14 protein-coding genes and 2 pseudogenes are annotated in these 24,608 nt (G+C 34.2%); 4 read left to right on the top strand and 12 right to left on the bottom strand.

The genetic code is table 11. The annotated features are described in order from the left end of the window. Positions 1-7: 7 nt before the first annotated feature. The 3 genes from NL281_RS05760 to NL281_RS05770 are packed head-to-tail and all read left to right on the top strand — an operon-like array spanning position 8 to position 2,415. Positions 8-484 carry an ankyrin repeat domain-containing protein gene (locus tag NL281_RS05760; protein ID WP_253303135.1) on the top strand — a complete coding sequence of 159 codons (477 nt, stop codon included), beginning with the start codon at positions 8-10 and terminating at the stop codon, positions 482-484. Between the two features lie 4 nt (positions 485-488). Then, positions 489-920 carry a DUF2924 domain-containing protein gene (locus NL281_RS05765; protein WP_253303136.1) on the top strand — a complete coding sequence of 144 codons (432 nt, stop codon included), beginning with the start codon at positions 489-491 and terminating at the stop codon, positions 918-920. A 10-nt stretch (positions 921-930) separates the two neighbouring features. Next, complete coding sequence (locus tag NL281_RS05770; RefSeq protein WP_253303736.1) at positions 931-2,415, top strand: recombinase family protein; 1,485 nt, start codon at positions 931-933, stop codon at positions 2,413-2,415. Positions 2,416-2,699: 284 nt separating this feature from the next. Here the strand turns inward: NL281_RS05770 and NL281_RS05775 are convergent, their stop codons facing one another. The 5 genes from NL281_RS05775 to NL281_RS05795 form a co-directional block, all read right to left on the bottom strand. Beyond that, positions 2,700-4,646, bottom strand: coding sequence for an ankyrin repeat domain-containing protein (locus NL281_RS05775; protein WP_253303137.1), 1,947 nt, complete (start codon positions 4,644-4,646; stop codon positions 2,700-2,702). A 693-nt stretch (positions 4,647-5,339) separates the two neighbouring features. Further along, entirely contained in the window at positions 5,340-5,567 is a 228-nt protein-coding gene (locus tag NL281_RS05780) for a hypothetical protein (RefSeq protein ID WP_253303138.1), read from the bottom strand. 332 nt (positions 5,568-5,899) lie between these two features. Next, positions 5,900-10,507 carry a cytoplasmic incompatibility factor CifB gene (locus tag NL281_RS05785; RefSeq protein ID WP_305879712.1) on the bottom strand — a complete coding sequence of 1,536 codons (4,608 nt, stop codon included), beginning with the start codon at positions 10,505-10,507 and terminating at the stop codon, positions 5,900-5,902. An 11-nt stretch (positions 10,508-10,518) separates the two neighbouring features. Continuing rightward, the gene (locus NL281_RS05790) at positions 10,519-11,970 is read right to left on the bottom strand and encodes a cytoplasmic incompatibility factor CifA (protein WP_253303139.1); all 1,452 of its coding nucleotides are present in this window, start codon (positions 11,968-11,970) and stop codon (positions 10,519-10,521) included. Positions 11,971-12,187: 217 nt separating this feature from the next. Further along, positions 12,188-13,129: an Rpn family recombination-promoting nuclease/putative transposase gene (locus NL281_RS05795; RefSeq protein ID WP_253303140.1), complete on the bottom strand. Its 942-nt coding sequence runs from the start codon at positions 13,127-13,129 to the stop codon at positions 12,188-12,190. 129 nt (positions 13,130-13,258) lie between these two features. Here NL281_RS05795 and NL281_RS05800 point away from each other — a divergent pair. Beyond that, a pseudogene (locus tag NL281_RS05800) lies at positions 13,259-13,829 on the top strand (helix-turn-helix domain-containing protein); the annotation flags it as partial. An 18-nt stretch (positions 13,830-13,847) separates the two neighbouring features. On the opposite strand, the pseudogene NL281_RS05805 reads toward NL281_RS05800, so the two are convergent. The 7 genes and pseudogenes from NL281_RS05805 to coxB all read right to left on the bottom strand — a co-directional run bounded on the left by NL281_RS05805 (position 13,848) and on the right by coxB (position 24,270). After that, a pseudogene (locus NL281_RS05805) lies at positions 13,848-15,085 on the bottom strand (IS4 family transposase). A gap of 106 nt (positions 15,086-15,191) precedes the next feature. After that, positions 15,192-16,349, bottom strand: a complete 1,158-nt coding sequence (gene ltrA, locus NL281_RS05810) for a group II intron reverse transcriptase/maturase (protein WP_253303141.1) — start codon at positions 16,347-16,349, stop codon at positions 15,192-15,194. A gap of 973 nt (positions 16,350-17,322) precedes the next feature. Next, on the bottom strand, positions 17,323-20,445 hold the full coding sequence (locus tag NL281_RS05815) for a YhdP family protein (RefSeq protein ID WP_253303142.1): 3,123 nt from the start codon (positions 20,443-20,445) through the stop codon (positions 17,323-17,325). Beyond that, entirely contained in the window at positions 20,438-20,875 is a 438-nt protein-coding gene (rnhA, locus tag NL281_RS05820) for a ribonuclease HI (protein WP_151807582.1), read from the bottom strand. Before rnhA ends, NL281_RS05815 begins: the two co-directional genes overlap by 8 nt. 175 nt (positions 20,876-21,050) lie before the next feature. Then, a complete protein-coding gene (locus tag NL281_RS05825) occupies positions 21,051-21,938 on the bottom strand; it encodes a heme o synthase (protein WP_064124674.1) in 888 nt (295 codons plus the stop codon). 1 nt (position 21,939) lies between these two features. Then, positions 21,940-23,490, bottom strand: a complete 1,551-nt coding sequence (gene ctaD / locus NL281_RS05830; RefSeq protein WP_253303143.1) for a cytochrome c oxidase subunit I — start codon at positions 23,488-23,490, stop codon at positions 21,940-21,942. 15 nt (positions 23,491-23,505) lie between these two features. Further along, positions 23,506-24,270 (bottom strand): cytochrome c oxidase subunit II, encoded by a 765-nt coding sequence (coxB, locus tag NL281_RS05835; RefSeq protein WP_010962498.1) that lies wholly within the window; start codon positions 24,268-24,270, stop codon positions 23,506-23,508. Positions 24,271-24,608: the final 338 nt, after the last annotated feature.

Here is a 24,608-nt window from a genome sequence, read left to right on the forward strand (position 1 = left end):
GTAGGTTATGAGTAAAAAAGGAAAAGAGGAGTCACTATTAGAGAACTCATTTAAAAGTATTTATGCAAGAGACAGAACAGCTCTGCATTATGCAGTAGAAGCAAAAACAGTGAAGTTATTAGTCGAAAAAGGAGCGAATGTGAATGCAGCAGATGCAAGAGGATATACAGCACTGCATCTAGCGGTAACCGAGAAACGCCTAGAAATCGTGAGGGAATTGATAAAATCAGGAGCAGAAGTAAATGCTGAGGAATATGGAAATAAATGCATACCTCTACACCTTGCGTGCATGGTAGGAGAAAAAGAAATAGTGGAGGAGCTAGTGAAAGCTGGAGGAGAAATAGAACAAGCAGATAAATTTGGAATGACAGCGATGGATTATGCGAAAACCAGTAAAGAAGTAACTGAAGTATTAAAGAAAGAAATAGACAGAATTGAAAGGTTATTTGAACAGCAAAGTGGGAAATCTTCTATGAGAGGCTAAAAACATGGAGGAAGAAACAGAAAAGAAAGTAATGAATTTAGAGAAAAAAACGTTAGAAGAGCTAAGGAGAATGTGGAAGAAGGTATTTGGGGAAGAAGCACCTAAACATTCAAAGAAATATCTGATACCGAGATTAGCTTATAGAATGCAGGAAAAAGTATATGGAGAAATGTCAAGAAAAGGAGCAAAAAGACTAGAGTATCTGGCAGATCGGCTAGAGAAGGGAAAAAGAATAAGTAGTGACAAATTGCCAGTAGCAGGAACAGAGCTAATATTAGAGAGAGGTAAAGAGACTCATGCAGTAATGGTAACAGATAAAGGTTTAATCTACAAAGAAGAGTTTTATACATCATTGTCAGCAGTGGCAGGAAAAATAATGGGAATGAGCTACAACGGACCTTTATTATTTGGGATGCGTGATAAAAATGAAAATTGAAGAGAATAAAATGCTAAAGGAAGTAAGGTGTGCGATATATACAAGAAAATCAAATGAGGATGGTCTAGAACAAAAGTTTAACAGTCTTGATGCGCAAAGGGTAGCATGTGAAAAGTACGTAAAGAGCAAAGAAGGCTGGGTAGCATTGGCAAAAAGGTACGATGATGGCGGATTTTCAGGGAAAAATTTAGAAAGACCAGCGATAAAGGAGTTGTTTGAAGATGTAAAAAAAGGAGAAGTAGATTGTGTAGTAGTATATACGCTAGATAGATTATCAAGAGAAACAAAAGACAGCATCGAAGTAACGTCATTTTTTAGAAGGCATAGAGTAAATTTTGTAGCAGTAACACAAATATTTGACAATAATACGCCAATGGGAAAATTCGTACAAACGGTGTTATCAGGAGCAGCACAACTAGAAAGAGAAATGATAGTAGAGAGAGTAAAAAATAAAATAGCAACATCAAAAGAACAAGGTTTATGGATGGGTGGAACTTTACCGCTTGGATATGATGTAAAGGATAAAGAATTAATAATAAATGAGAAAGAAGCAAAAGTGGTAAGTTATATATTTGAGAGATATTTGAAGCTGAAGTCAATGGCAGAATTGGCAAGAGAGCTAAATAGTCAAGGTTACAGAACAAAATCAAATATCTTTAAAAAAGCGACGGTAAGGAGAATAATAACAAATCCAATATATATGGGAAAAATAAGGCATTATGAGAAAGAGTATGAAGGAAAACATGAAGCAATAATAGAAGAGGAAAAGTGGAAAAAAGCACAAGAATTAATAAGGAATCAACCATATAGAAAAGCAAAATATGAGGAAGCACTGCTAAAGGGAATAATAAAGTGCAAGAGCTGTAATGCAAATATGACGCTGACGTATGCAAAAAAGGAAAATAAAAGGTATAGATATTATGTGTGCAATAATCATTTAAGAGGAAAAAATTGTGAATCAATAAACCGAACAGTAGTAGCCGGAGAAGTAGAAAAAGAAGTAATGAAGAGAGCAGAGCACCTATACAAAAATTGGCAAGAAAAAGCGGAAGAATGGAAAAATTTAAGTTTCGGGGAACAGAAAGAAGCAGTGAAGAAATTAATAAAGGGAGTAATGGTAAAGGAAGATGGACTAGAAGTGCATTCTGAGTCAGAGAAGATATTTATACCAATGAAGAAGAAAGGAAATAAATGCACAGTAGTAGAGCCAGAGGGGAAAACAAACAATGCATTACTGAAAGCAGTGGTAAGAGCCCATCTGTGGAGACGGCAACTAGAGGAAGGGAAATACGCAAATATAAAAGAGCTGAGTAAGAAAATTAATATAGGTACAAGACGTATACAGCAAATTTTAAGGTTAAATTATTTAGCTCCAAAGATAAAAGAAGACATAGTAAATGGGAGACAACCGAGAGGTTTGAAGCTAGTTGATTTGAGAGAAATACCGATGCTTTGGGGTGAGCAACTGGAGAAGTTTTACGGCTCAGCGTCGTAACGTTTATAAAAACAACAATATGAAAAAACATCGAAAAAAGTATGTGCCAGAAAATTAAAAAAGGTTATTGCAAAAGGAGCTACTGCAAAGGGCCACACAAAAAGATGCTGAAATTGATATAGAAAAGTAAGTCAATGTTACAGAATCAATTATGTGAAAATATCAATATAAATAATGAAGATTTTAGCATACTGGATGCAACAGTGGTAGAAAATGATCCAAAATCTATAAATTATAGTAGTTTATATTTAAATAATAATCTTTAACCTTTATGGCAAATTAATCTACCTAGAAACTTCTCCCCTAGAATCAGAAGTTCTTCTTAACTCTTCACGTTCTGTCCATTTGTTGTTAGACTCGCTTATTACTTCAGGACGTATTAATCCACCAGATCTTTCAAAATATCCCTGTTCAATAGCATCGTAGACCCAGTAGTTACCAAGCTCGCAATCATTGCCCAACTCTTCTTCGCGACCTTTGAATTTTTCTAATATTTCTTCTCTATCACTCACTTCTACTATAATTTTGCTTTTATTCTGTATGTCAGGATACAGCCTAACGTCTACATTTCCCAAACTAGTATAGAAAGTTAATACTATACTGCTACCTTCTGTAAGATCTGTGTAATTCCTTATGCCATCTTCAGTTTTAATTTCTACTTCACTTTTACCGATCTTTACTATATTTCTTCCACACTTTATCTCTCCATCGGTTAGACCTAAATCCCTTACCCCATCTGTTATCTTTATAATGTCTATTTTACTATCTTTAGAATATTCTAAGTAAAAAACGGAGTTGTCTATTCTTGCATCTTTTAGCTCGCTATTGGTTGCACTTTTTGCGATTTCAATAAACTTATGAGAATTGCTAACATAATCTATATAAGCTTTTTTTAGGTTAGTTTTATGCTCTTTAAATTCTGATGTCAGTGTGTTAGCATCAACTGTATTACCAAACACTGCCCCTTTTGATACTAATTGACATATTATACTACTAGAAACTTTAGGATTTTTTTCCAACTCACTGATTTTTTTCATCACATAATCGGTAAAAGTGTACTCATTGCCTGAAAAGAAATCTTGTGAAAGAGAATAGTTTAATCGTACGCCAGACTTTATAGCATCGTTTACAATCTTTTCAAGTTCAGCCATGTTTTGAGCTCGAAATACCTTATCAGAAAACTTATTTAACTTCTCCTTTTGATTTGAAGTTAAATTAACGAGTAATTTACTGGCCTGTACTTCCTTTTGCTGACGATAAATATTTATACCACAATCTAATGCTCCTGCTTCTAAAAATATCTTTCTTAACTCTTGAATAAGACCTTCATTGTCCCAAGAAAAACGATCAACATACGAAAACACTTTTGATTCACCCATTCCTTGCCGAATATTTAGCACCACTTTTAGGTCTGAATCTCTTTTATGCTTACTTAAAAACTCCTTTAAATTTTTAGTGCAGTCTGAATCGAGTACAAGTAAGTCATACAATTCTGCATTTAACTTTTTCTGTTTATCAGTTAGAAATAATTCTTCTATATTATAGCAGAGTTTATTAGTTGCTATTTGTTGTGGAGTTTTTCCCTTTCTACTTGTTATATTAGGGTTAGCTCCTTTCAAGAGAAGAGAGTTTGCATTATCGTAATGACCTTTAGCAGCAGCAAGGTATAGTGGTGTTTTTCCTTTATTATCTTGTATGTTAGGATCTGCGCCTGCTTCTAAGAGTAAATCTATAGCCTGATTTCCTGTGCGACGAAATCCACCAATATTTGCTCCTGCAATCGCATGCAATACTGTTGATCGAGATTCTCCTCTTCTTAGGTTAAGAATTACTTTTAAATCTTTATTGTTTTTATTATCATGTAAAAATTCTTCAAGGGGCTCAGTATTATCAAATGAACCACAGTTAGAAGCTAAACATTTTAGAGCACTAAGTAACTTTTTGTTTAAATTTTTTTGACTTGGTGTAAGATCATGATCTAGAGCAAACCAAACACAAATCTGTTCACTTAATCCAAGTTTGCTATCTATCAAAGATGATGGTTCATTATAATTTCTAACTGATGGTAAATCTCCTGAGTACCACATATCATTCATCAGTTCATTTAATAAATGCTCTTTAGATGATAAATGTTCTATAATGGATTCATATTCAAAATCATATAGTTCTGGTTTGGATTTTGGTTTTAGTAGATTGATGATAGATTTTACTATCCCAGTAGACTCACCCATACTTATCCCTCTAAGCTAAGATATATGATATATTGTATGCGATATGTAACATTAAGTCAATAACCATAATCTTTTTACTACTCACGTCGTTAAGCTTTTGTTAAGTTTTTGTGGTGAGTAACAATGGAGTATATAGAGAGGTTAAAAGTTGCTTATGACTGCAAATTTGAGCTAATTTTACTATAGATGAACATAGTTAAGACCTATATTTGATATCACTACTATAAGAGCATGATGCTTTAAAGGAGTACGGAAACTGCTGAAGTTTTTACAGCAAACCTGCATGGAGCCACTTCAGCAGAATAAACAAACACATGCCAGTATTAGTAGAGAATTATTTACAAGTCAACTAACTTTTTCAAAAAATACTTTAGTAAAAGTACCATGCTAGTTAAAGAATTGAATTATTGACTCTTCCTAAGATTGCAAAAAGGGTCTTATATTTGTGAGAACAAGTCGCGTAAAAATAAGGTTATAAAAATAGAAGCTTGCAATCTTTGCAACGAAGTTATACAAAACAGTTCGTATGTAAACATGGCTAAAGTAGGCTAATATAGTTGGTTTTAGCGTACAGTGAAATTACCATATAAAAAAGTTCGTATGTATCGTTTGGTAGACCAACACATCCCAAAACAAACTCTTCTCACACTTACCTGTTTTGGGTTGCTAAACATGGTTATATTGCTTAAGATCTTAATAAAATATTGCTAAATTAATATTATTGAACTCGGAAATAACAGGAAAATTCATAACAGTTTTTATCCCCAGTAGAATGAAATCCTTTTTATTGGTATCGTTCTTTTTGTGAAAAATATTCTTAACTTCTCTACCACTTTTTCTGGCTAAGATTACTTCTTGATTTCTTTCTATTTCCTTTGCAGACATGTTCTTAGATTCAAGATTACTTTTAATCCTGACCACATTAAAAATTACAGGACTAGGAGACTGAGTGAAGGTTTTAGTAATTTAAAATCAAAAAATGCTACCATCCGATCTTATGTAAAATAGTATTTTATATGAATTTATTGAATGTAATATATATATTGATAAGTAAATTTCTAAGTATATATAAAACCAATTTACTTATCAACATACACACTTACTATAATTTGTACACCTCTACACAGGTCGCGAATAGAAAATATTTTTTATTTCACAACACAACTTAAGATTCAATTTTTATAATTTTCTTGTTGAATTACAAGACGGCATCTTTCTGTAGATAAAATTTCACAACTTCAGAAATAAACAGATTAATATCTTTGTGACTCTTTCGGTTGACTACTTATTGTTACACTACTCAAATAATGATTAGGATTATCATCTGCTTTGCTATTATCCTCTGACAGTTGGCTTTTCTGCCTAATGACAGCAGTCAAAAGATATTTTATTAATTGCTTCATAGAAAACTTAAGTTCTTGGCTACGTTGGTGTTCTGCTTCCTTAACTTCTTGATTTGAACCTTCAAAAGGAATTGCTTTGGTTGCTTGTACTACCTCTTTCACATTTTTGCTATTTTGTAAGTTATCAAGGTATTCTCTAGCTGTTATGCTTACTTCTTTTTTATCTAAATAATCCAGAAATTTTTTGCTATTTAACTTCATATCAGCATTAATAAGCAATGGCACGCTACCTTTTACATTAATTTTAGTCCCAAAGTCATATAATTGCACTCTGGATACTTCTTGACCATCAATTTTAATAAGACCAAGCTCTTTATCCTGTTCCGCAAGAAGTTCTCGTTCTGTTTTAATTTCTCTTGTTAGGGTTTGCTTATCTTCATCATCTAATAGACCATTAGCTTGATTAACATCAAAGTGTTCAATTAGAAAGCCTTTTTCTCCCATTTCATAGCCGGCAAATTCTATTCCTTTTTCTACAACTTGCATAAGCTGATCAACGCTTTTTAGCTCAGAAATAAATGCCGCATTGCTATCAAAATACGTGTAACTATCACCTATTCTGTAAATGGCTACAACATGGTTACTTGTTACTAAGTGAAGAGCAAAATCATCATTAATTTCAGCTATATAATTTGACAAATCACTAAGCATTTTATAACTCCTACTATGAGTTAAACTTGAAGGCAAAGTGCTTGTAACACAATCTACCTGCTCTTCAAAATTACTAAGCAGTTTACTAAAAGCAAAAGCCTCTTTTTCTTCCCTTTTAGATATCTGCTTACCTTGAGCTATACGCTCATAAATTTCAGCTGAAGTTTTTAGATTATTTAAAAGTGATTTGTCTTTGTGTAAAGATAAAGCTTGAGATAAACCACGAGTAATTGCTACACATTTACCATTAATATTAACTCCTCGCTTTTCAAAAGAAGGCAAATAAAGGCCTTGTTTCACTAATTCAATAGATGCATTTGGAAAGCTGCTAGATACAAACTGCAAAAGTGCTGCTTGTTGCTCTTCATCGAAGTGTAATGACTGTACATGAGGAAATGTTAATTTTAAGTACTCTAATAGTAAGCGACTGATTTCAGGATTATTCTGATTGTTTATAATAAAAGACATGACACTATTAGGATCACCAGCATCATCAGAACGAGCTCTACCAGCATTAGTATTAACGTCTTGAAGTTCCCTTGAGATATCTCTTCTCAGACCTTTAAAGTACTCTTCATTTCTAAGATTGTTTTCATCAACTATATTATTTAAGCCTGGAACATTTAATGTAAGAGAATTACGCATTTCACCTAACATACCTCTACCTTGGTTTCCAAGATTGTTATTTTGTTGTAAAACTTCATTAATATCTCTAGCATTTTCCAATGCCCAGAAGCCACAATTATATCCACCTCTTTGCTGTACTAACCGACCACCTTGCTGATCAATAAGAACATTATGGAGAGTAACACTATTATCTTCTAAAGTTCGTGTGATACCATGTGGAACATCATGACCAAGTGAGTCAGCATAGTACCCAATATAATTCCCATTTCGGTAATCAATCACTAATGTGACCCAATGATTACCACCTAAATTAACAATTAAAATTGACCTTCGAGGTCCTACACCTCCCTCATCTTTAAAACTTTCAATATGAGTTTTCAAAACGTCGACCTGGCCATTTTCAATACCCATAATATGAAACCGCATTTCATTCCCAATTAGGAAATTATATCCTTGTGCCCTTGCAACATAAGTTATATCATGTTGTTGAAACCAATAACGATAATAGCCATTTTCTGTTGCAAAATCTAGTGTAATTAGATCATTAACATCTTGTATGGTACCACGATCATGATCTCTAAGAATATTGTTTATTCGTTCTAATATTCCTTGTGCTGTAAGTGTTTCATCTGTACCAAACCTTAACCTTCTTATGACCTGTTCCTTATCACCTTCAAGATAACGAAATGCAACCCATTGATTATTACCAAGATTAAATAATGGAATCGAAGACTGTTTTTGATTGCCTTGAAAATAATCTATTAATCTCTTACTAATTATATCTGATAATAGATTTTCTGGTGGATTTTCATCAATAACACTATTAGGTCCTACTAGCCTTACAGGTTGTCGTAGTCCTACCCGTCTTAAAGTATCATCACGGTTGAATCTATGTATATACACTTCTTGTGGAAAAGATATAAGGTTCTCTGCCCTCTGTGCACCTGCATAAAATACAGCATAAGATAAGACCACCTCATTTCCAGAAGTAATGGGCAAATATCCTCTTTGCTTGTCCATAAGTCTTGTTATTTGCTGTTCTGTATTACGTTGCTCTTGTGCTAATGTTTGTTCAGTATTAGCAAACCCTAATACATATCCAATCGGATGAGTATCTTCCGGATGATTTATTGTAGATCTTAATAATAGAAGACCTAATCTCTGTTCTGCAACTCTTGTACTTACTTGCTCCACTATTTCTCCTGCCATTCTTATATCAGGACTATACGTTTGACCTACCCTGTATTCAGTAACCACTTTATCAGGATTGTCACAAACATAAAATATACCGTGCAGTATAGAACGAAATTTGTCATTGTTACTTACATCTATTATTGCACTACCATTCATATTCTCTGGCATTAATACTCTAGAAATAGCTCTCAATAATTCTCTATGCTGAGCTATACTTTGCCACCCATCATTCATAACTTGATTCAAAGTATTATGTACATTTTCAGCATTAGGCACTTCTATAAGATTACCATCAAAAGAAGCATATCTATTCCTATTTAGGTAATGATTAGGTGAATTAAATCTATCTAATAGAACATTTAGTCCATATTGATTATTAAGTATGTATGTAACTCTATTCACAGCACCATTATAACCTGGTGGTAGAGCGATGGCTTTTACTGATTGTATATCATGGGGATTTCTAATATCAAGCATAACTATAGGAAAACCTTGAGCATGGAAGACCATAGCTAAAGCATGTTTTCTTAAATCCTCATTATCATATCTAAATATGTATTTTATTACTTGCAGTCTATTGTTTTGTATTAATACCTGCTCGTGATCAAAAGCACTATTCCCAAAAGCAAAACCAGTTATACAATCAAGTATTCTGTCACGATTTTCTGCATTTCTTGGTATTTCAGCAAGAAGATGTTGAAGCAAGAAATCTCTAATATTTTCTCCGATTTCTTCATCTTCTACATATTCAAATAATCTTTGTACTAAAGGAAATCTATTCTGTTGAAGCTCTGCTATGCCAACCCTAAAAGGGGCTAGACGTGAATTAAAATTTAATCCAACACAAACAGCATGTCTTGATTCAGTATGAATAGATATAAATGAAGAAGCATGTAATCTTTTAGCGTCACCTCTAGCGCGTTCTAATGCAAACGATGTCCTCCATCCAGTATTAATAACGATAGGAATGTTTTCTCTCTCTGCTTGATGGTGTACAAGAAAAGCAACATATGAATTTACAAGAGACAAGTTAAGGTCAATATCTATCGTGTAGAGATGACTAAAATTTGCTAACAAACCTAAAAAAAGTCCATGACTCTCAAACTTTTGATTGCGATTTTGAATATTATTTTCTAGTGTGCCTGCGTAATGACGATAGATTCGAGTTATGTATGGCAAAATTTCTTCATTTATTTGACGTTCTGTATTTTCTTCATTGTTACTTGCTAACATTCCTATAAAACCGTCGATTCTTTGTTGACCAGGCTCAACTTGTGCAAAATTGATCAGCGTATCAAGCTGTCCACGCTGATTTTGATTGAGTACCATACCTTCTATTTCCTTAATTGTCAACACACTAAATGGCGCAGGCGCGTTAATCTCCCTAAGCCTATCACGCTCTATGTGCCTAAGAAGACTAATCTCAGATGCCGAATATTTAGCAAATCTATCTCTACCTTCAGAACCTTTTTCACGAATCGCTTCAAATACTACTGCCCCTTTCTCTCCCTGGCTCTTGCCTTTCCCATGCATACACACTTTGTATTGCTCAAAACTTAGGCCTTCTTCCCTTAAATCCGGATTTTGCCGTCTAATCTCTCGCACTAGAGCATTTATCTCCCTTTCACTAAATCTCAACCCATCACTATTAGGGACATCAGAAATGCTGTAACATCTGACAATTCGCTTTTTACCATGGAATTTATTAGTTAACACTGCAACCTTCAGGTTTCCTGTACTTCTATTTTTACCACCTGTATCAATACCATGATTATCAAAACGAATATAGACTCTCTCATCTGGAGCTAAAATACCTGCGTCATGTGCAGTAGCAAACATACTGAAAAAGAGTACAGGAAGGAAACGACCTGTACCTACACGATACAAGAAAGATGGACATTGATCTAAAAAGGATTCAAACTCTTGTCTAAAACCTTCAAAATCTTGACCTACTAAACTTCTAATAATCCCATCACCATTACTCATATAATATACCTTTATTTGCTACGAGGAGAAAAATCTCTTATACCAGGGGTTCCAAGAATGGATTTCGGAGCATCACCAGAACCATCATGTCTAATAGAAAGACTAGAATCTTCAGCTTCCACTGTGGATATGGACCGTCTTCGATAATCACCGGAACCATCATCTCTAGGAGGTAAAGTTGCTTTTTCTAACTCAGAAAACAACTCTTTTGCGAAACTACCATAGTCTATATCTTCTTCCATTCCTTCTCTACCACATAATCTAAGGTTTTCTATCATGATTTCTTTAAAAAGTTCAAATTTTTTAGGAAAGGAAACTCGAGCAAATGATATTATATCTAATATTTCTTTTTTCTCTATTTTCTTTTCCTCATCAGGCTTACAAACATCTCCTCGTTTCCAATTAATGATTAATCCCCCAAGTACACTCTTTATAGGAACTGTATAATTAGAAGTATTAACAGAAGTCTTTCTGTATTCAGTAAAGCGGTCACACTTCCAAATCTCCATAATAAGAGATCTAGCTTCAACGCTTAACTCAGGATTTTTCAACATCACATTTGAAAGTGAATAAAGAAGAAGTTCATACTTATCCTGTGAGAATATTTTCTCTGAATGGCTTCCACGTGCTGAAACTTCTTTATAACACCAGCACTGCACCAAATCATGAACTGTATCAAAAAAACACGAACGTATTAATCTACTAAAAAAGTGATATACTCCATCATCTCTCCGTAATAATTCTTGTAAAAGAGTATCTTTATCATCTACATTCCTTATACAAAAATCTAAAATAGGAGCGTCTTTCTCGACAGATTGAACGCGAGATAGAGCAATAATTGCTTCCGCAAGCTTCTTCTCCTTAGCTTTTTCCTCTAACTGATTAGAAAAATATTCCGCTCCTTCACTCCACTTAAGTTTTATAGCGCTGTCAAAACCCTCTTCTGCATTACCAGGTTGCCTTAATTCCCCAGATTCTTTATCTATCCAGAAACTTAATACAGGATCTTCCCTTTTCATCCCATACAAAAGTGAATTTAGTATGTATTTATTATCATCTTTTACAGGACGACCATTACCATCAACTGCATTAGATGAAAAACTTCTTTTATAGGAATCAAATTGTTCCTTAAAGAGAGAAGGAATTTTATCTACTACACAGTATCTACAAGCCATATCATATCTGCGAAGTGGATTATCAATTTCTCTTATTTTCTCTTCAGTTAATCTTTGACCTAAAACAGCATTATCTAACCTTGTACCTGACCAACAATTTTTATCTTGGAATATATTGTACAAAAACTGCAGCTTATCACCCTCAAAAGATTTAATATTCTCTATATAGGTCTCCACCCACCTTTTAATAGCTAACTTCCTCCCAGCAGCAACTTCAGGATCTGTATATTTTATAACATCTTGTAGCTTTTTAAGTACTGCAGCTTGACGCTTTGTTTCTATTGGCATTTTACCCCCCATAAAAAATATTTACTGCGTTATACAAGAGTTAGAATCAAATGTCAACACTAAAATTATCAAGGATAAAAACTTTATGAAAAACATCTTCTATATTTAGACATTATAGCTATTTTAGACAGTTCATTAGACTCTTAATTAAGGGGTATGTCTAACTTAGGAAAGATTTTCATAAATGTTAAAAAGTGAAGTGAATAGGCTGGGATACTTATGCTTTTTTCCTGAGTTGTAAAATTTCAGAGTGAGAGAGACCGGTAATTTGAGCTATAACATCAATAGAGACACCGGCCTTAAGTGAGTTTTTGGCTACAGATATTTTAGCTTGTTTTTCGCCCTCTTCTCTCCCTTTTTCTGCACCAATTTTGATACCGCGTTCTTCACCAATTAAGATGCCTTCTTGTCTACCTTTTTGAGTAGCATCATCGAGTTTTTGAGCGAGGACAGCCTTTTCATCAAGAATACGTTTTATTTCCTGTTCATAGGCAATAAATTCTTTTTCTGACCAGTTAAACCTATTTAGCTCTTCATACGCTTTTTTGATTATTACGTCACTTCCTATTATCCTTTCCAATTTTTCTTCACTTGTTTCATCAGCGTACTTAAAAAAATACACCCACTTCTCAACTATATTTGAAAGCTGATCTTCTTTAGTTTTGGAAAATTTAGGTAATTCAATAAATATAAAATAAAAATCTTTTAGATCGTGCTCATTAGTATCTTCATCGCGAATAGTGTGCTTTGATTTATACTCAGACTTATCAGGAAACAGTATACAATCTGCTATAGCAATAAAAATAATTTCCTTAAGATCATGGTATTGATCACCCTTGTCAGCTTGTCTTGAATAGGCTTTAGCAGCATAGTACTGAGCTCGTTTTTCAAAGCCCTTAGTTTTAGCGACCTGCATTTCGCAAACGTACTGAATACCTGAAGAATCTCTACAGAGGACATCAACAATACTTTGCTTTTTAGAGGCAATATCAGGGTCTTGAATAGTACTTAAAAACTCTATATCCTGTATTGCATTTTTGCCAGTAAAACCCAGAATATCATTGAGGAAGTGAATGAGGATATCTTTATTCTTTTCAGTACCAAAGATACGGCGAAAGGCGACATCATTTTTGGGATCAAGAAACTTAGAAAGAGCCATAACGAACTAACCTAAAAAGCATTAACAATTATACACAATTCTGAAGAAATATTCAACTAAAATTCAAACATAGAAGGAAGCATCCTTTTTGTATATCTTTATTTGGTAGTATTAATCTGTATAATATTTATGGCAAATATCTCCATAAGGTACCAAATAGCACAAAAAGTAAGAAATCGTAGATTAGCAAAGGGATATACTCAAAAAGATTTAGCAAAAAAAATCGATACAACATATACTGCAATATGAAAAAGGAACACGCAGAATTTCAATTAAGAAATCATATGAATTAGCAGAAGCATTATCAACAACTGCTAGAGATCTAGCTTGCGGACAAGAAGTATCAAACGAGAAAAGGTACGAGGGAGAGGAGATTAGTAAGAAGACATAAAGAGATTAAGGATCAAGAATTACGTGAAACGTTTTATTTATTAACTAAATTCATCCGTATTAGTGAGGAAGAAAGTGGAAAGGCAGTAAAAATAGAGGTGGCAAAGGGCTTAGTTAAGGCAGGAGTTTCTGTTCTCTCGAATAACCAATTTATCTATTGGTGAATATGATAATGATGAGAAAAAAATTTCTATTCCGTATAAAGTAGGTCAAAGAATAAAAGAATGGAGATCGATACGAAGATACACTCAAAGCAAGCAAAGTGGGCATAATAAATCAAAGAATATATGAATATGAACAAGCAATGGCGTCAACTTAAGAACTTTCATTAGCAAACTCTCCTAAAGACATGATGGCGTTTGGGCTTATCTACCTTATCGCGGCTATACAATCGTCCCGGTCGGATTTTAACTTTAGCGCGTATACTTGCTCTATCAAAAAGGGCTTGAAAGTTTTTTGGCGCAATAAGTACCTGATAGAGTTTCTGCCTCATTACACCAAATAAAACCGAAAAATTTAAACGATACTCAGCAATTTGATCTGGATTCCAAGGCCCTTGTGCATCACACATATGAAGCGACAATATATTACACATGACTAAGTTTGCCCAAAATTCTTGTAATACAGCCTCTAAATTTACGCCAGAAAAATTCTCTAACTCTGCACCTATTTTGAGTCGTTTATAGCACTCCTCTATATGCCACCTTAATACATAAGCTTTGCTGATATCTTCCAAAGTAAATTTTACTCGGTCAAAAAGTGAAGTAATCAATACCTCTGTTTCTCCGTTGGCTAATGTCAGCACTATTACTCTTACTTTCTGTCCTTTCATTTTATTTTTTAGCTTTTCATTTTCTAATATAAAATCGAAATCTAATTCTCCAGATGCAATTCGTTCCCATAGCTTGCTATAATTTCTTTTTTGCAAGCGAAAAATAAAATCTACTTCCAAATCATAATGCTGCTGAATGAATTTTACTGAAGACGATCATAGATAAATAATAATTTCTTTTGATTTAATGAACGCATTTGAGTGATAACTTCGGGTAATTGCTCTTCCGCCAACGTTTGTTCACCTATATTCCAAGCCGCAAGACGAGCACTACAAATCAGCGAAGTACACAAATCAACAAACAAATTGCCAATGGTGGCATTGTGCCTGTTGTTCCATTTGGTTTAAAGCGGCCAAACTCGGATACAATTTCCTCAGAGCTGGGTAATCTCATACCAGAACCATCTGCTGCAATAAGTCTATAGCCTCTCCAACTCAGGTTCATCCTGATAGGCTGTTTGGATGCTTAAATTCTTGAAAGCCTGTATGGCAAATCTTATATCTTGCTTTAGAAAAAGCTTGCTTTGAGGGTACATGTCAATGGCTCCATAAGTTCACATTCTATTCCCAAACTTTTTTTAACTAACTTTAAAATCATAGAAAATACTGCCGAAAAAGGAAGTTTTCTTGTTCGTGTAAAACTCAACACAATGGATTCTCTGAAAAGCTTTCGAGTATATTATATTTTTAATTTGTAGAATAAAATTTTTTCCTTTTTGTTTGGTAGAAGTCATAGTTTTAAATCCTCCTGATTAAGTTTTATCGCTATGACTCCCCCACCAGAACCGTGCTTGCAGCTTTCCCGCACACGGCTCCACAATGTAGTATTCACAGCATTTCCTATTTTGTATATAATGAGTAGCATATTCTTGGTTTTGGTAATGGATTAACTTGTAGATAGTGTATAAATTGCTTTGAATTCATACTCTTCTTCTGACTACGTCGGTTTATCCATTTATACGCTAGCTTGATTACCCGCCAGAAGAATTTATTCAACCACCGGTAATTTCCGCTAACTCCGAAGTAGTTATAGTGTCCTGTTAGTTTTGCTTTAAGTATTGACCACCAATCTTTAAGGTGAACTTTATTTCGGATCTTTTTCACCCATTCTTTGATTTCTTTAAGTTTTCTAGATAGATTTTCTTTCGAGGTTTTATGACCTACCATTACTCTACCTTTACGACTCCTTGTACCATAATGGGTGAATCCTAGAAAGTTGAAACTTTCCGTTTTTCGTTTCTCCCTTATTCCTTGTTGCCACTCCTTTTTGCCAAACTTTACTATTCTTGTTTTGTCTTCAGATATTTCCAGTCCAAATTTTCCTAGCCTTTGTTTCAGTGACTCTAAGAGTTCTCTAGCATCTTTTTCTCTTTCGCAGCAAATCAGGTGATCGTCTGCATACCTAACTAGCTCCATATAACCTTTAGATCTTAGCTTGAATTTCTTTTCAAACCACAAATCCAGCACATAATGCAAGTATATATTAGCTAGTATAGGACTTACTATTCCCCCCTGAGGTGTGCCTAGTTCAGTTGCTTCATAATGTCCTGCTTCGACTACTCCTGCCTTAAGAAATCGTTTTACTAACCACAGTATGTTTGGGTCTGTTATCCGTTCTCTCAAGCATCTCATTAGCCATTTATGCTGGACATTATCAAAGAATTTCTTGATATCAACTTCTACTACATAGTTAGTTGGTCTGTACATAACTGCTTTATTTAGTGCATTTACCGCTTGATGACAGCTTCTACCAGGACGAAAACCATATGAGTTATCCAGAAAGTTAGCTTCATAAATATTTTCTAATATCTTCTTCAGCATTATCTGGACTAACTTATCTTCTGTAGACGGTACTCCAAGCCCGCGTTTCTCTTTGCTTCCAGCTTTTGGTATATATACTCTTTTCACTGGTTGCGGTTGATATCGCTTTCTTTTCATACTATCCACCAGAGTGTTGAGCTTCTCTTCAAGATTTTCTCCATAAGCTTCTACTGTCACCTGGTCTATACCGCATGCTTTGTTATGCTTTAGCTCTTTATAACATTCAGCAAGATTCTCTGCGTTTATCAGATGAATTAACGATTAAATTTCAATCGTTTATCTTGCCTGGCTCTTACTGCTATCTGATTTAGTTTTCTTTGCACGTTATTCCAACCTCCGTTGTATTGGCATAGCAATTCCTAAACCAGTCACTATATTGCTGACCGCTTCCCCTTGTATGTGGCTTTCCCACACTCTGAGTACTATCAATCAGTCCGACTTCCTTTATATCTTCCGTCAGTACTCGCCTTTGTTGACTTGTTCCAACGTACCTTAATAGGAATACAAAGGATCTCCCAAGTTTACGTAAACTCCATCTCAACACGTGATACGGCCTCAGATCCCGATAGAGTGAGTGATAACTTGCCCTATTGTTACCCTTCTTGCTGTCTTCCACTATATGCAACGTGTCGACCTCTATGACATCGAGAATTTCGGGACTCAATACCTTCACTTTCGTTGTACCCTGTGTTGTCCATTCCACTAGCTTTACTACGCTCGTTACCTTACGCAGCATAGTGGTTTGTTCCAGCCTGCTGGCTAGGCTTTGCCTGGGTTGGATTTTCACCAACTGGACTTTACGCACTTTGCTTGGCGCACGCATGTTTCACCTAAAAAGGACACATTTTAGACTTCTTTGTTGAAATAAAACAGAAACAAAAGTGCTGTTTATTGCACTCTTTGGATAATTTAATGATAAAAAATTTAGAGAGAAATTTTATACACTATCGCTGATATTTTTCCTTAAGTTGACGCCATTGGCTGAACAGATACAATTTACAACCACCCCCCTACCCTTTTTAGTTGTTCAGCAAATATAGAGAGGTTAAAGGGAGTGGTATTACTTAAACAACTAAATAAAAAACCAGGTAGATCATTCTGAAATTCTTGCATTTTTGTCCATAATTTTGTTAAATAACTTCCCTTTTGGTCATATCGAACCAAATTTCTTTTTCACACCACCTTTTAAGCCACTTTCGTTAGTTTTTGTCATAATGCGATCAAACACTCCCAATAACCTCTTTAATAGGTTTGGAGTTAGCGAAGAGATAAGATCAACAGATACGTTATTGTTTTTGTCATCACCACTTGCTTTATAGTCTATTGAAACGATTCCCCTACTTTTCCCACCAGTAAGAAGTTTTCCAATTATAGGAATTTTTAACAAAGATTTATTAATTGAATATGCTGGTATTACTTGTCCTGCAACCTGGAATTTATAATTTCTAATATCGAGCTTACCACCAGTGCTAATACCTAACTCCGCCCCTTCAAGCCAAGATTCTTCAATTTCAATAGTGCCATCTTTGTATGAAAAAGGTGCATTACATTTGTAAAAGTATACACCTTCATTTTTTATGGCATTTACAATGCCAGGCAATGAAGACATCGACAATAAAGTAGTAAGTAGTGGAGCATCTTTGATGTAGAAATTGCTAATGGATAACGTACCATAATGTTCTCCACTTTCTCTCTGAGGAGAGAGATAAAAAGACAATTTGCCGTTTTTAATTGATTTACTAATGCCTAAGGAACGCAAAAGCATACCTGAATTATCCGCATATATTTCGAGCCCTATTCCACTGTATTCTGCTAGTATGTTGCTGCTATCTTCCAGAAACTGCCCTGTACATTGACTTCCATTGCAATTACCTTTAGTACAGGTTACATTCAGCTTAGCATTTTTGATAACGATGCCTTCTTTCATAATTACATTGTCAACATTCATACTAATCTCTATATCTTTATTTAATCCATTACTGTTTTTGCCAAGCAAGCCTAAAATATCACTTAAGTTAATTTCCTCACCATAAATAGTTATGGCATTTTTCTCCTTACCTGATTCAATTTCTATACTAAAATCATTATCAGGCAATTTAAAGCTACTAGAATTTAAATATAAATTTCCATTTTCTACTCTTCCGCTGAATTTTATATCTAGGTCATTTCCTACAATGTCTAATTTATCTACTAACAATTCACCTGCTCCTTTTAACCTTGTAGAAAACAAAATTTTATTGTGATCTTCAAAGCGATTTTTCCACCCTAAGTAGCTTGAATGTGATTCAAATTCTGATAAATCTATATCACCATTAACATACCCCGTCTTATCTTGATTTATCACTGACTCTAAATTTGCACTGACATAGCCACTATCAAAATTAAATATTTGAGCGGGTAAATCTCCGGTCAAATTCCAGGCGAAACTTTCATTCCTATTGCTACTTTTCAGGTCAAATAATAGCTGTGTGTTATTCACCATACCACTACCATTTAAATCTATAAAGTCACTGCCAAAACTAAGCTTAATATCATATTTACCAAGACTTGCATTATAGACGGCCAAATTGTCAATTTCAGAATGAAAATTTGCTGAGAAGTCTACTTTTTTGTCATCAGCATTTAGATTAAAAATGCGAAAATTAAATACGGATTTTGCCATTCCACTTACTTTATCCCTTTCAACCTTCACCACATCATCCAGCTTAAATCTTATAGGCTCATATAAACCATACGCATCACTTACAGCTTTGCCATTAATGGTTAGAACTGAATCTTCCTTATTTAGAGATTTCATTTCAATATCACCACCATTAACAGTGAAATTCTGAAACTTAGCGCTATTTACAGTAATTTCAAGATCGTTATTCTTGATGATCAAATCACCCTTTAATTCCTTTACTTGCTCAAAATCTTCATCAAATTTTACGCTACCGTTTTCTATATCAGCAACAATTACAATGTCTGACAGATCGTCATCAACCAAATTGTTAATTTTGCCATTGAAACTTACAATGGTATTTAAAACATCCCCATCAATATTATCACAATACCAGCTTTTAAATTTACTATTTACTACACTATCTGGTATATAAGTACATAAATCCTTTGCAGCAAACTTACTAATATTAATTCTAAGCAAAGCATGACTTGTACCAAAGTTCATTTTGCCTATTAAAGAGAGATACGTGTCATTTAACTTAAAATGGAAGTTTTTTACACTAATAATTCCATTACTATATGTTAAATTTATATTTACATTAGTTAAGGCCAAATTTTTGTTCAAATAATTTTCTGTATTTAATACGTATATATTTCCATCTACAATTTCATCCTTTTTATTAATTTTCACTGAGAAGCTTCCTTTGAATCCTATATTTTTGTCCAAATTGTAGCTTTTAACTAATGTAGAAAACTTGCTCAATAGTCCCAATTTTAGATCATAAAATGTCCCGTACACATTTAGCAAATTGTTGCGATTTTTTATCGTAATTGATAAATCATCCAAAAATCCCTTTCCATCTTTTGTATTCACATGAATATCTAAAACATTAAAATCTTCCCCCTTCCCTATATATAATTTATCAATAAAAAATTCATCTTCTGTGCTTTTATCAATAGCGATGTTAGTAAATTCAATTTTTGAATCCGCATTTAAGTCAAAAAAAAATTCCCTTATTGTTTTTAATAGATTTTTTGCACTACTTTCTGTCATCTTGAAATTCTTCCCTGTCATCCCAGTATCTTTTTTTCCTGTCATCCCAGCACTCGTCCTTGTCATCCAAGTAGCTTGACTACTTGTTTCTTTTTTTCTAGATTCCAGCGTCACGCGCTGGAATGACACCGAAGGAAGGCGGTTACTACTTAAATAATGATTATCCAAAAGGTCTAATGAGTTTTGCGGATTAACATTAGTTTCTTCTCTCTTGATACATACATGCACATTATCAGCTGAAACCTGAGAGAGATTTGTGCTAGCTTTAAATAAGGAACTTAACTTAAAATGTACAAAAAGCTCAGGAACTTTTATAGTAAAATTAGGGTTTGCTATTGCCAAATCCGTAATGACTAAATACGGATCTTTGCCATCTTTCTGCCAAACAACTGAGGTATTCTCCATATTAACGCTTGAGCCAACAAATATTTTTGATATTTTATGTTTAACATAAAAATCAATATAATTAATATTGATTTCTAAAGGCTTAAAAAAAATAAAGAAGCACAATATGAATAATAAAGCTACGGAAAATAATATAGTAATTTTTTTAAGCATCGATTATTGCTTTTCTTGCTAAACTATCAGCCTCCTCATTATACTTATCGCCACTGTGTGCTTTAACCCACTTCCAATCAATTTCGTGTTGTGAAGCAACGTTGTCTAGCTCTTTCCACAATTCCATATTTTTTACTGATTTTTTATTACTTGTTTTCCAGCCATTCATTTTCCACTTATTTATCCATTCTGTTATGCCATGCTTAACATAAAGACTATCCGTATATAAATTAATATTACAAGAAAATTTCAATACTTTCAGCCCATTGATCACCGCTGTTAACTCCATTTTATTGTTTGTGGTATTTTCTTCTCTACCATAAATGTCTTTTCTGTAATCTTGAAATAATATGATAGCTGCCCATCCTCCCGCTCCAGGATTACCAGAACACGCCCCATCCGTATATATTGTCACTTCTTTTTTACTCATCTTTGTTTATATCGGTTAACAAAGTATATAGTTGCTTTTATGAAAGCACAATTTCTAAAGGTAGTTTAAGCTGCACCTTTAAATTTTATTATAGAAACAAAAAAAAGTGTGACAACGAGCATTACCAAAAGGAAAAGGAAAAAATAGTTTTTATGTTTCTGCCGTTCTTTCATAACTAAAATAAATCAATAGAACAAAAAATAATACTGGCAAATAGGGAAAATAGATAAGAAATTGAGTAAGAAAACATTTGTTTCTGTGAGTTGTGGTTCTTGAATCTGAGAATTGATATAGCGTACCAAATAAAGATGCAACCTGCAAAAATTGCCATGCTTAGATAAAGTAAAGCCTTTTTCAAGAATAGAGCTGGAAGCAAGCTAGTTAGCACCAGCAAGACACTATAAATTAATATATATTTTCTTGTTTTTTCCGGACCATAAACAATATTGAACATTGGAATCGATGCCTTTGCATAGTCTTCAGACTTATTTAAAGATAGGGCCCAAAAGTGTGGCGGAGTCCACATAAAAATTACTAAAAATAAAATGAAACTTTCCCAACTGACAGAATTAGTTACAGCTGCCCAGCCAATCATTGGAGGAAAAGCACCTGCTGCACCACCGATAACGATATTCTGCGGAGTACGCCTTTTTAGCCAAATTGTATATACGAAAACGTAAAATAATATGCTAACTGCAAGCAAAGCAGCAGAAATATAATTTACTGCTATTGCCATGATAAATACTGACAATATTCCAAGAGTTATACCAAATTCAAGCGCGCTTTCTGCAGAAACTCTACCTGAAGGTATAGGGCGGTTTTTTGTCCTTTCCATGAGCAGATCTATGTCTTTGTCATACCACATATTTATAGCACCTGCAGATCCTGAGCCAAGAGCAACACATATAAGAGATATTAGTGCTAGAAAAGGGTGCATACTACCTGGTGCAGTAACCATACCAGCAACTGCAGTAAATACCACAAGATACATTATCCTTGGCTTCAGCAAACGCCAAAAATCCAGTATTGTTGATTCAACATTTAGCAAAACACTTGTGTACATTCTATTTTACCACTGGTGGTTTTTCGAAAGTATGAAAAGGCGGTGGTGAAGATACCGTCCATTCCAAGGTGTCACCTTCCCAAGGATTATCTCCAGCTTTCTTGCCCCATTTAAAGAGATGTATAACTATAAACACAAAAAACATAACTGAAACAAAGGACATATACGAACCAATTGAGGATATATAATTCCAAGGGATAAACGCATCAGGATAATCAGGTATACGCCTTGGCATACCAGCTAATCCTAAGAAATGTTGAGGTAAAAAAGTGATATTGGTGCTAATAAAAGTAAGCCAAAAGTGGATTTGACCTAAGCGCTCATTATATTGTTTACCCGACATTTTACCAATCCAATAATAAAAGCCAGCAAAAGCTCCAAATAATGCAGCAAGTGACATGACATAATGGAAGTGAGCAACAACATAATAGGTGTCGTGCAGGAGCTTATCTATTCCACCATGAGAAAGAATTATTCCCGTTATGCCACCGCCAACAAACATAAAAATAAAACCTAGTGCAAATAGCATAGGGGTCTTAAACTCAATTGCTCCACCCCACATAGTTGCAATCCAGCTAAAGACTTTTACACCAGTTATAACACCGATAAAAATTGTGGTAGTGCTAAAAAATGCAGCAGCGTCAGCACTAAGCCCAACAGTGAACATATGATGAGCCCAAACCATAAAGCCAAATACTGCTATACCTATCATTGCATAAACCATCCCTATGTAACCAAATACAGGTCTGTGAGAAAAAGTTGATACAACCTGACTTATGATGCCAAATGCAGGAAAAATAATTACGTAAACTTCTGGATGACCAAAAAACCAAAATAGATGTTGAAATAACACAGGATCGCCACCACCGGCAGGATCAAAAAAGGAAGTGCCAATATTGCGATCAGTAAGAAGCATAGTTATAGCACCGGCAAGCACTGGTAAAGCAACAATCAACATAAATGCTGTTAGCAAGACAGACCAAACAAACAGTGGCATCTTAGTTAATGACATGCCTTTTGCGCGCATGTTAAATATAGTAACTATAAAGTTGATCGCCCCAACAATTGACGACATACCAGCAACATGAAGTGCAAGTATAGCAAGGTCAACTCCTGCACTTGGATGGGACATTACCTGTGATAAAGGTGGATATAAAGTCCAACCTGTACCTGGACCTTCACCAATAAACACTGAGAGAATGAGCAAAATAAAAGATGACACTAATAACCAAAAACTTAAATTATTCATACGAGGAAATGCCATATCTGGTGCGCCAATCATGAGAGGTACAAACCAATTACCAAATCCTCCCATTAAGGCTGGCATTATCATAAAAAACACCATTATCAACGCATGCCCTGTAACCATTACGTTATATAATTGATAATTATTGTTAAGTATATTAATGTGCATTAGCTGAGTGCGAATAATCACCGATAATAATCCACCAATAATTCCAGCTAATATGGAAAAAATAATGTACAGTGTCCCTATGTCTTTATGATTAGTGGAAAACAACCAACGCTTTATGCCCTTTGGTACGTCACTCATATCTATACTCCAAATTTAACTCACTAATTTTCTATTTTCAATCCACTTATTAAAATCTTCTTTGCTTACTGCTTCAACAACAATTGGCATAAATCCATGGCCTTGACCACACAATTCGTAGCACTGCCCATAATAAACACCAGGCTTTTTGATATTAAACCACGCCTCATTCAGCCTACCTGGTATCGCATCAATTTTTACACCGAAAGCCGGTACTCCCCAACTGTGTATCACATCTCCTGCTGTAACTTGTAAACGAACGTTAGTATTAACGGGTAAAATGATGTTGTTATCAACAGAGAATAGCTTTAAATCTCCTTCGATAAAGTCTTCTTTTCCCTTAATATAACTATCAAATGACACACCTTGATATTCTGGATATTGGTAGCTCCAATACCATTGATGGCCAATAACTTTTAGTGTTATGTCAGCTTTCGGTATTTCTTCCTGTAGCTTCAGTAATTTAGCGTTTTCAAAGGCTAATATTCCAACAATGATAGTTGGTATAACAAACCAAATAATTTCTAAAGGAACACTATGGGTAGTTTTACTTATGTTTGTTACTTTGCTTTTACGAAAGCGAAACGCTATATAAGCAAGCAGCGCCCACACAAAAAGCATTATTGTAACCATCACAAGCATCACAAACGAATGTGACCTAACTACAGCCTCCATTACTTCAGTTGCAGGAGCAGGAAATCCAAATTGCCAGGAAGTAGGAGCAGAGGCAACAGATATATTTGAGTAAAATATTATCAATAGTGCAAATAACTTCACCATATCTTTTGTTTGTTTGCTATAAAACTAAGTGATATACTGTATAATAGTATATATAAACTTACTATGCAAATAGAGATTAGTGATGGTTAATAATTTTTTAGCATTCAACAAGTATAATAGTACAATACTAATTGAGGAAAAAAGCATTTACATAAATCTATTGTAAGTAAAAATATTATAATATTTTAAATTAAGTATTTACTTTAAGTAAATTCTATAATAAGTTTAATAGTGTCTGTTACTGCTAATAACCCTCTAGCCTCACACCTAAAAGCAGTAACAGACACTATTAAACTTTATGATAAGTTTATGATTTGCAAGATCAAAATCTTGCAAGT

This window comes from Wolbachia endosymbiont of Phyllotreta cruciferae (genome assembly GCF_918697765.1).
Classification (GTDB): Bacteria; Pseudomonadota; Alphaproteobacteria; order Rickettsiales; family Anaplasmataceae; genus Wolbachia; species Wolbachia pipientis.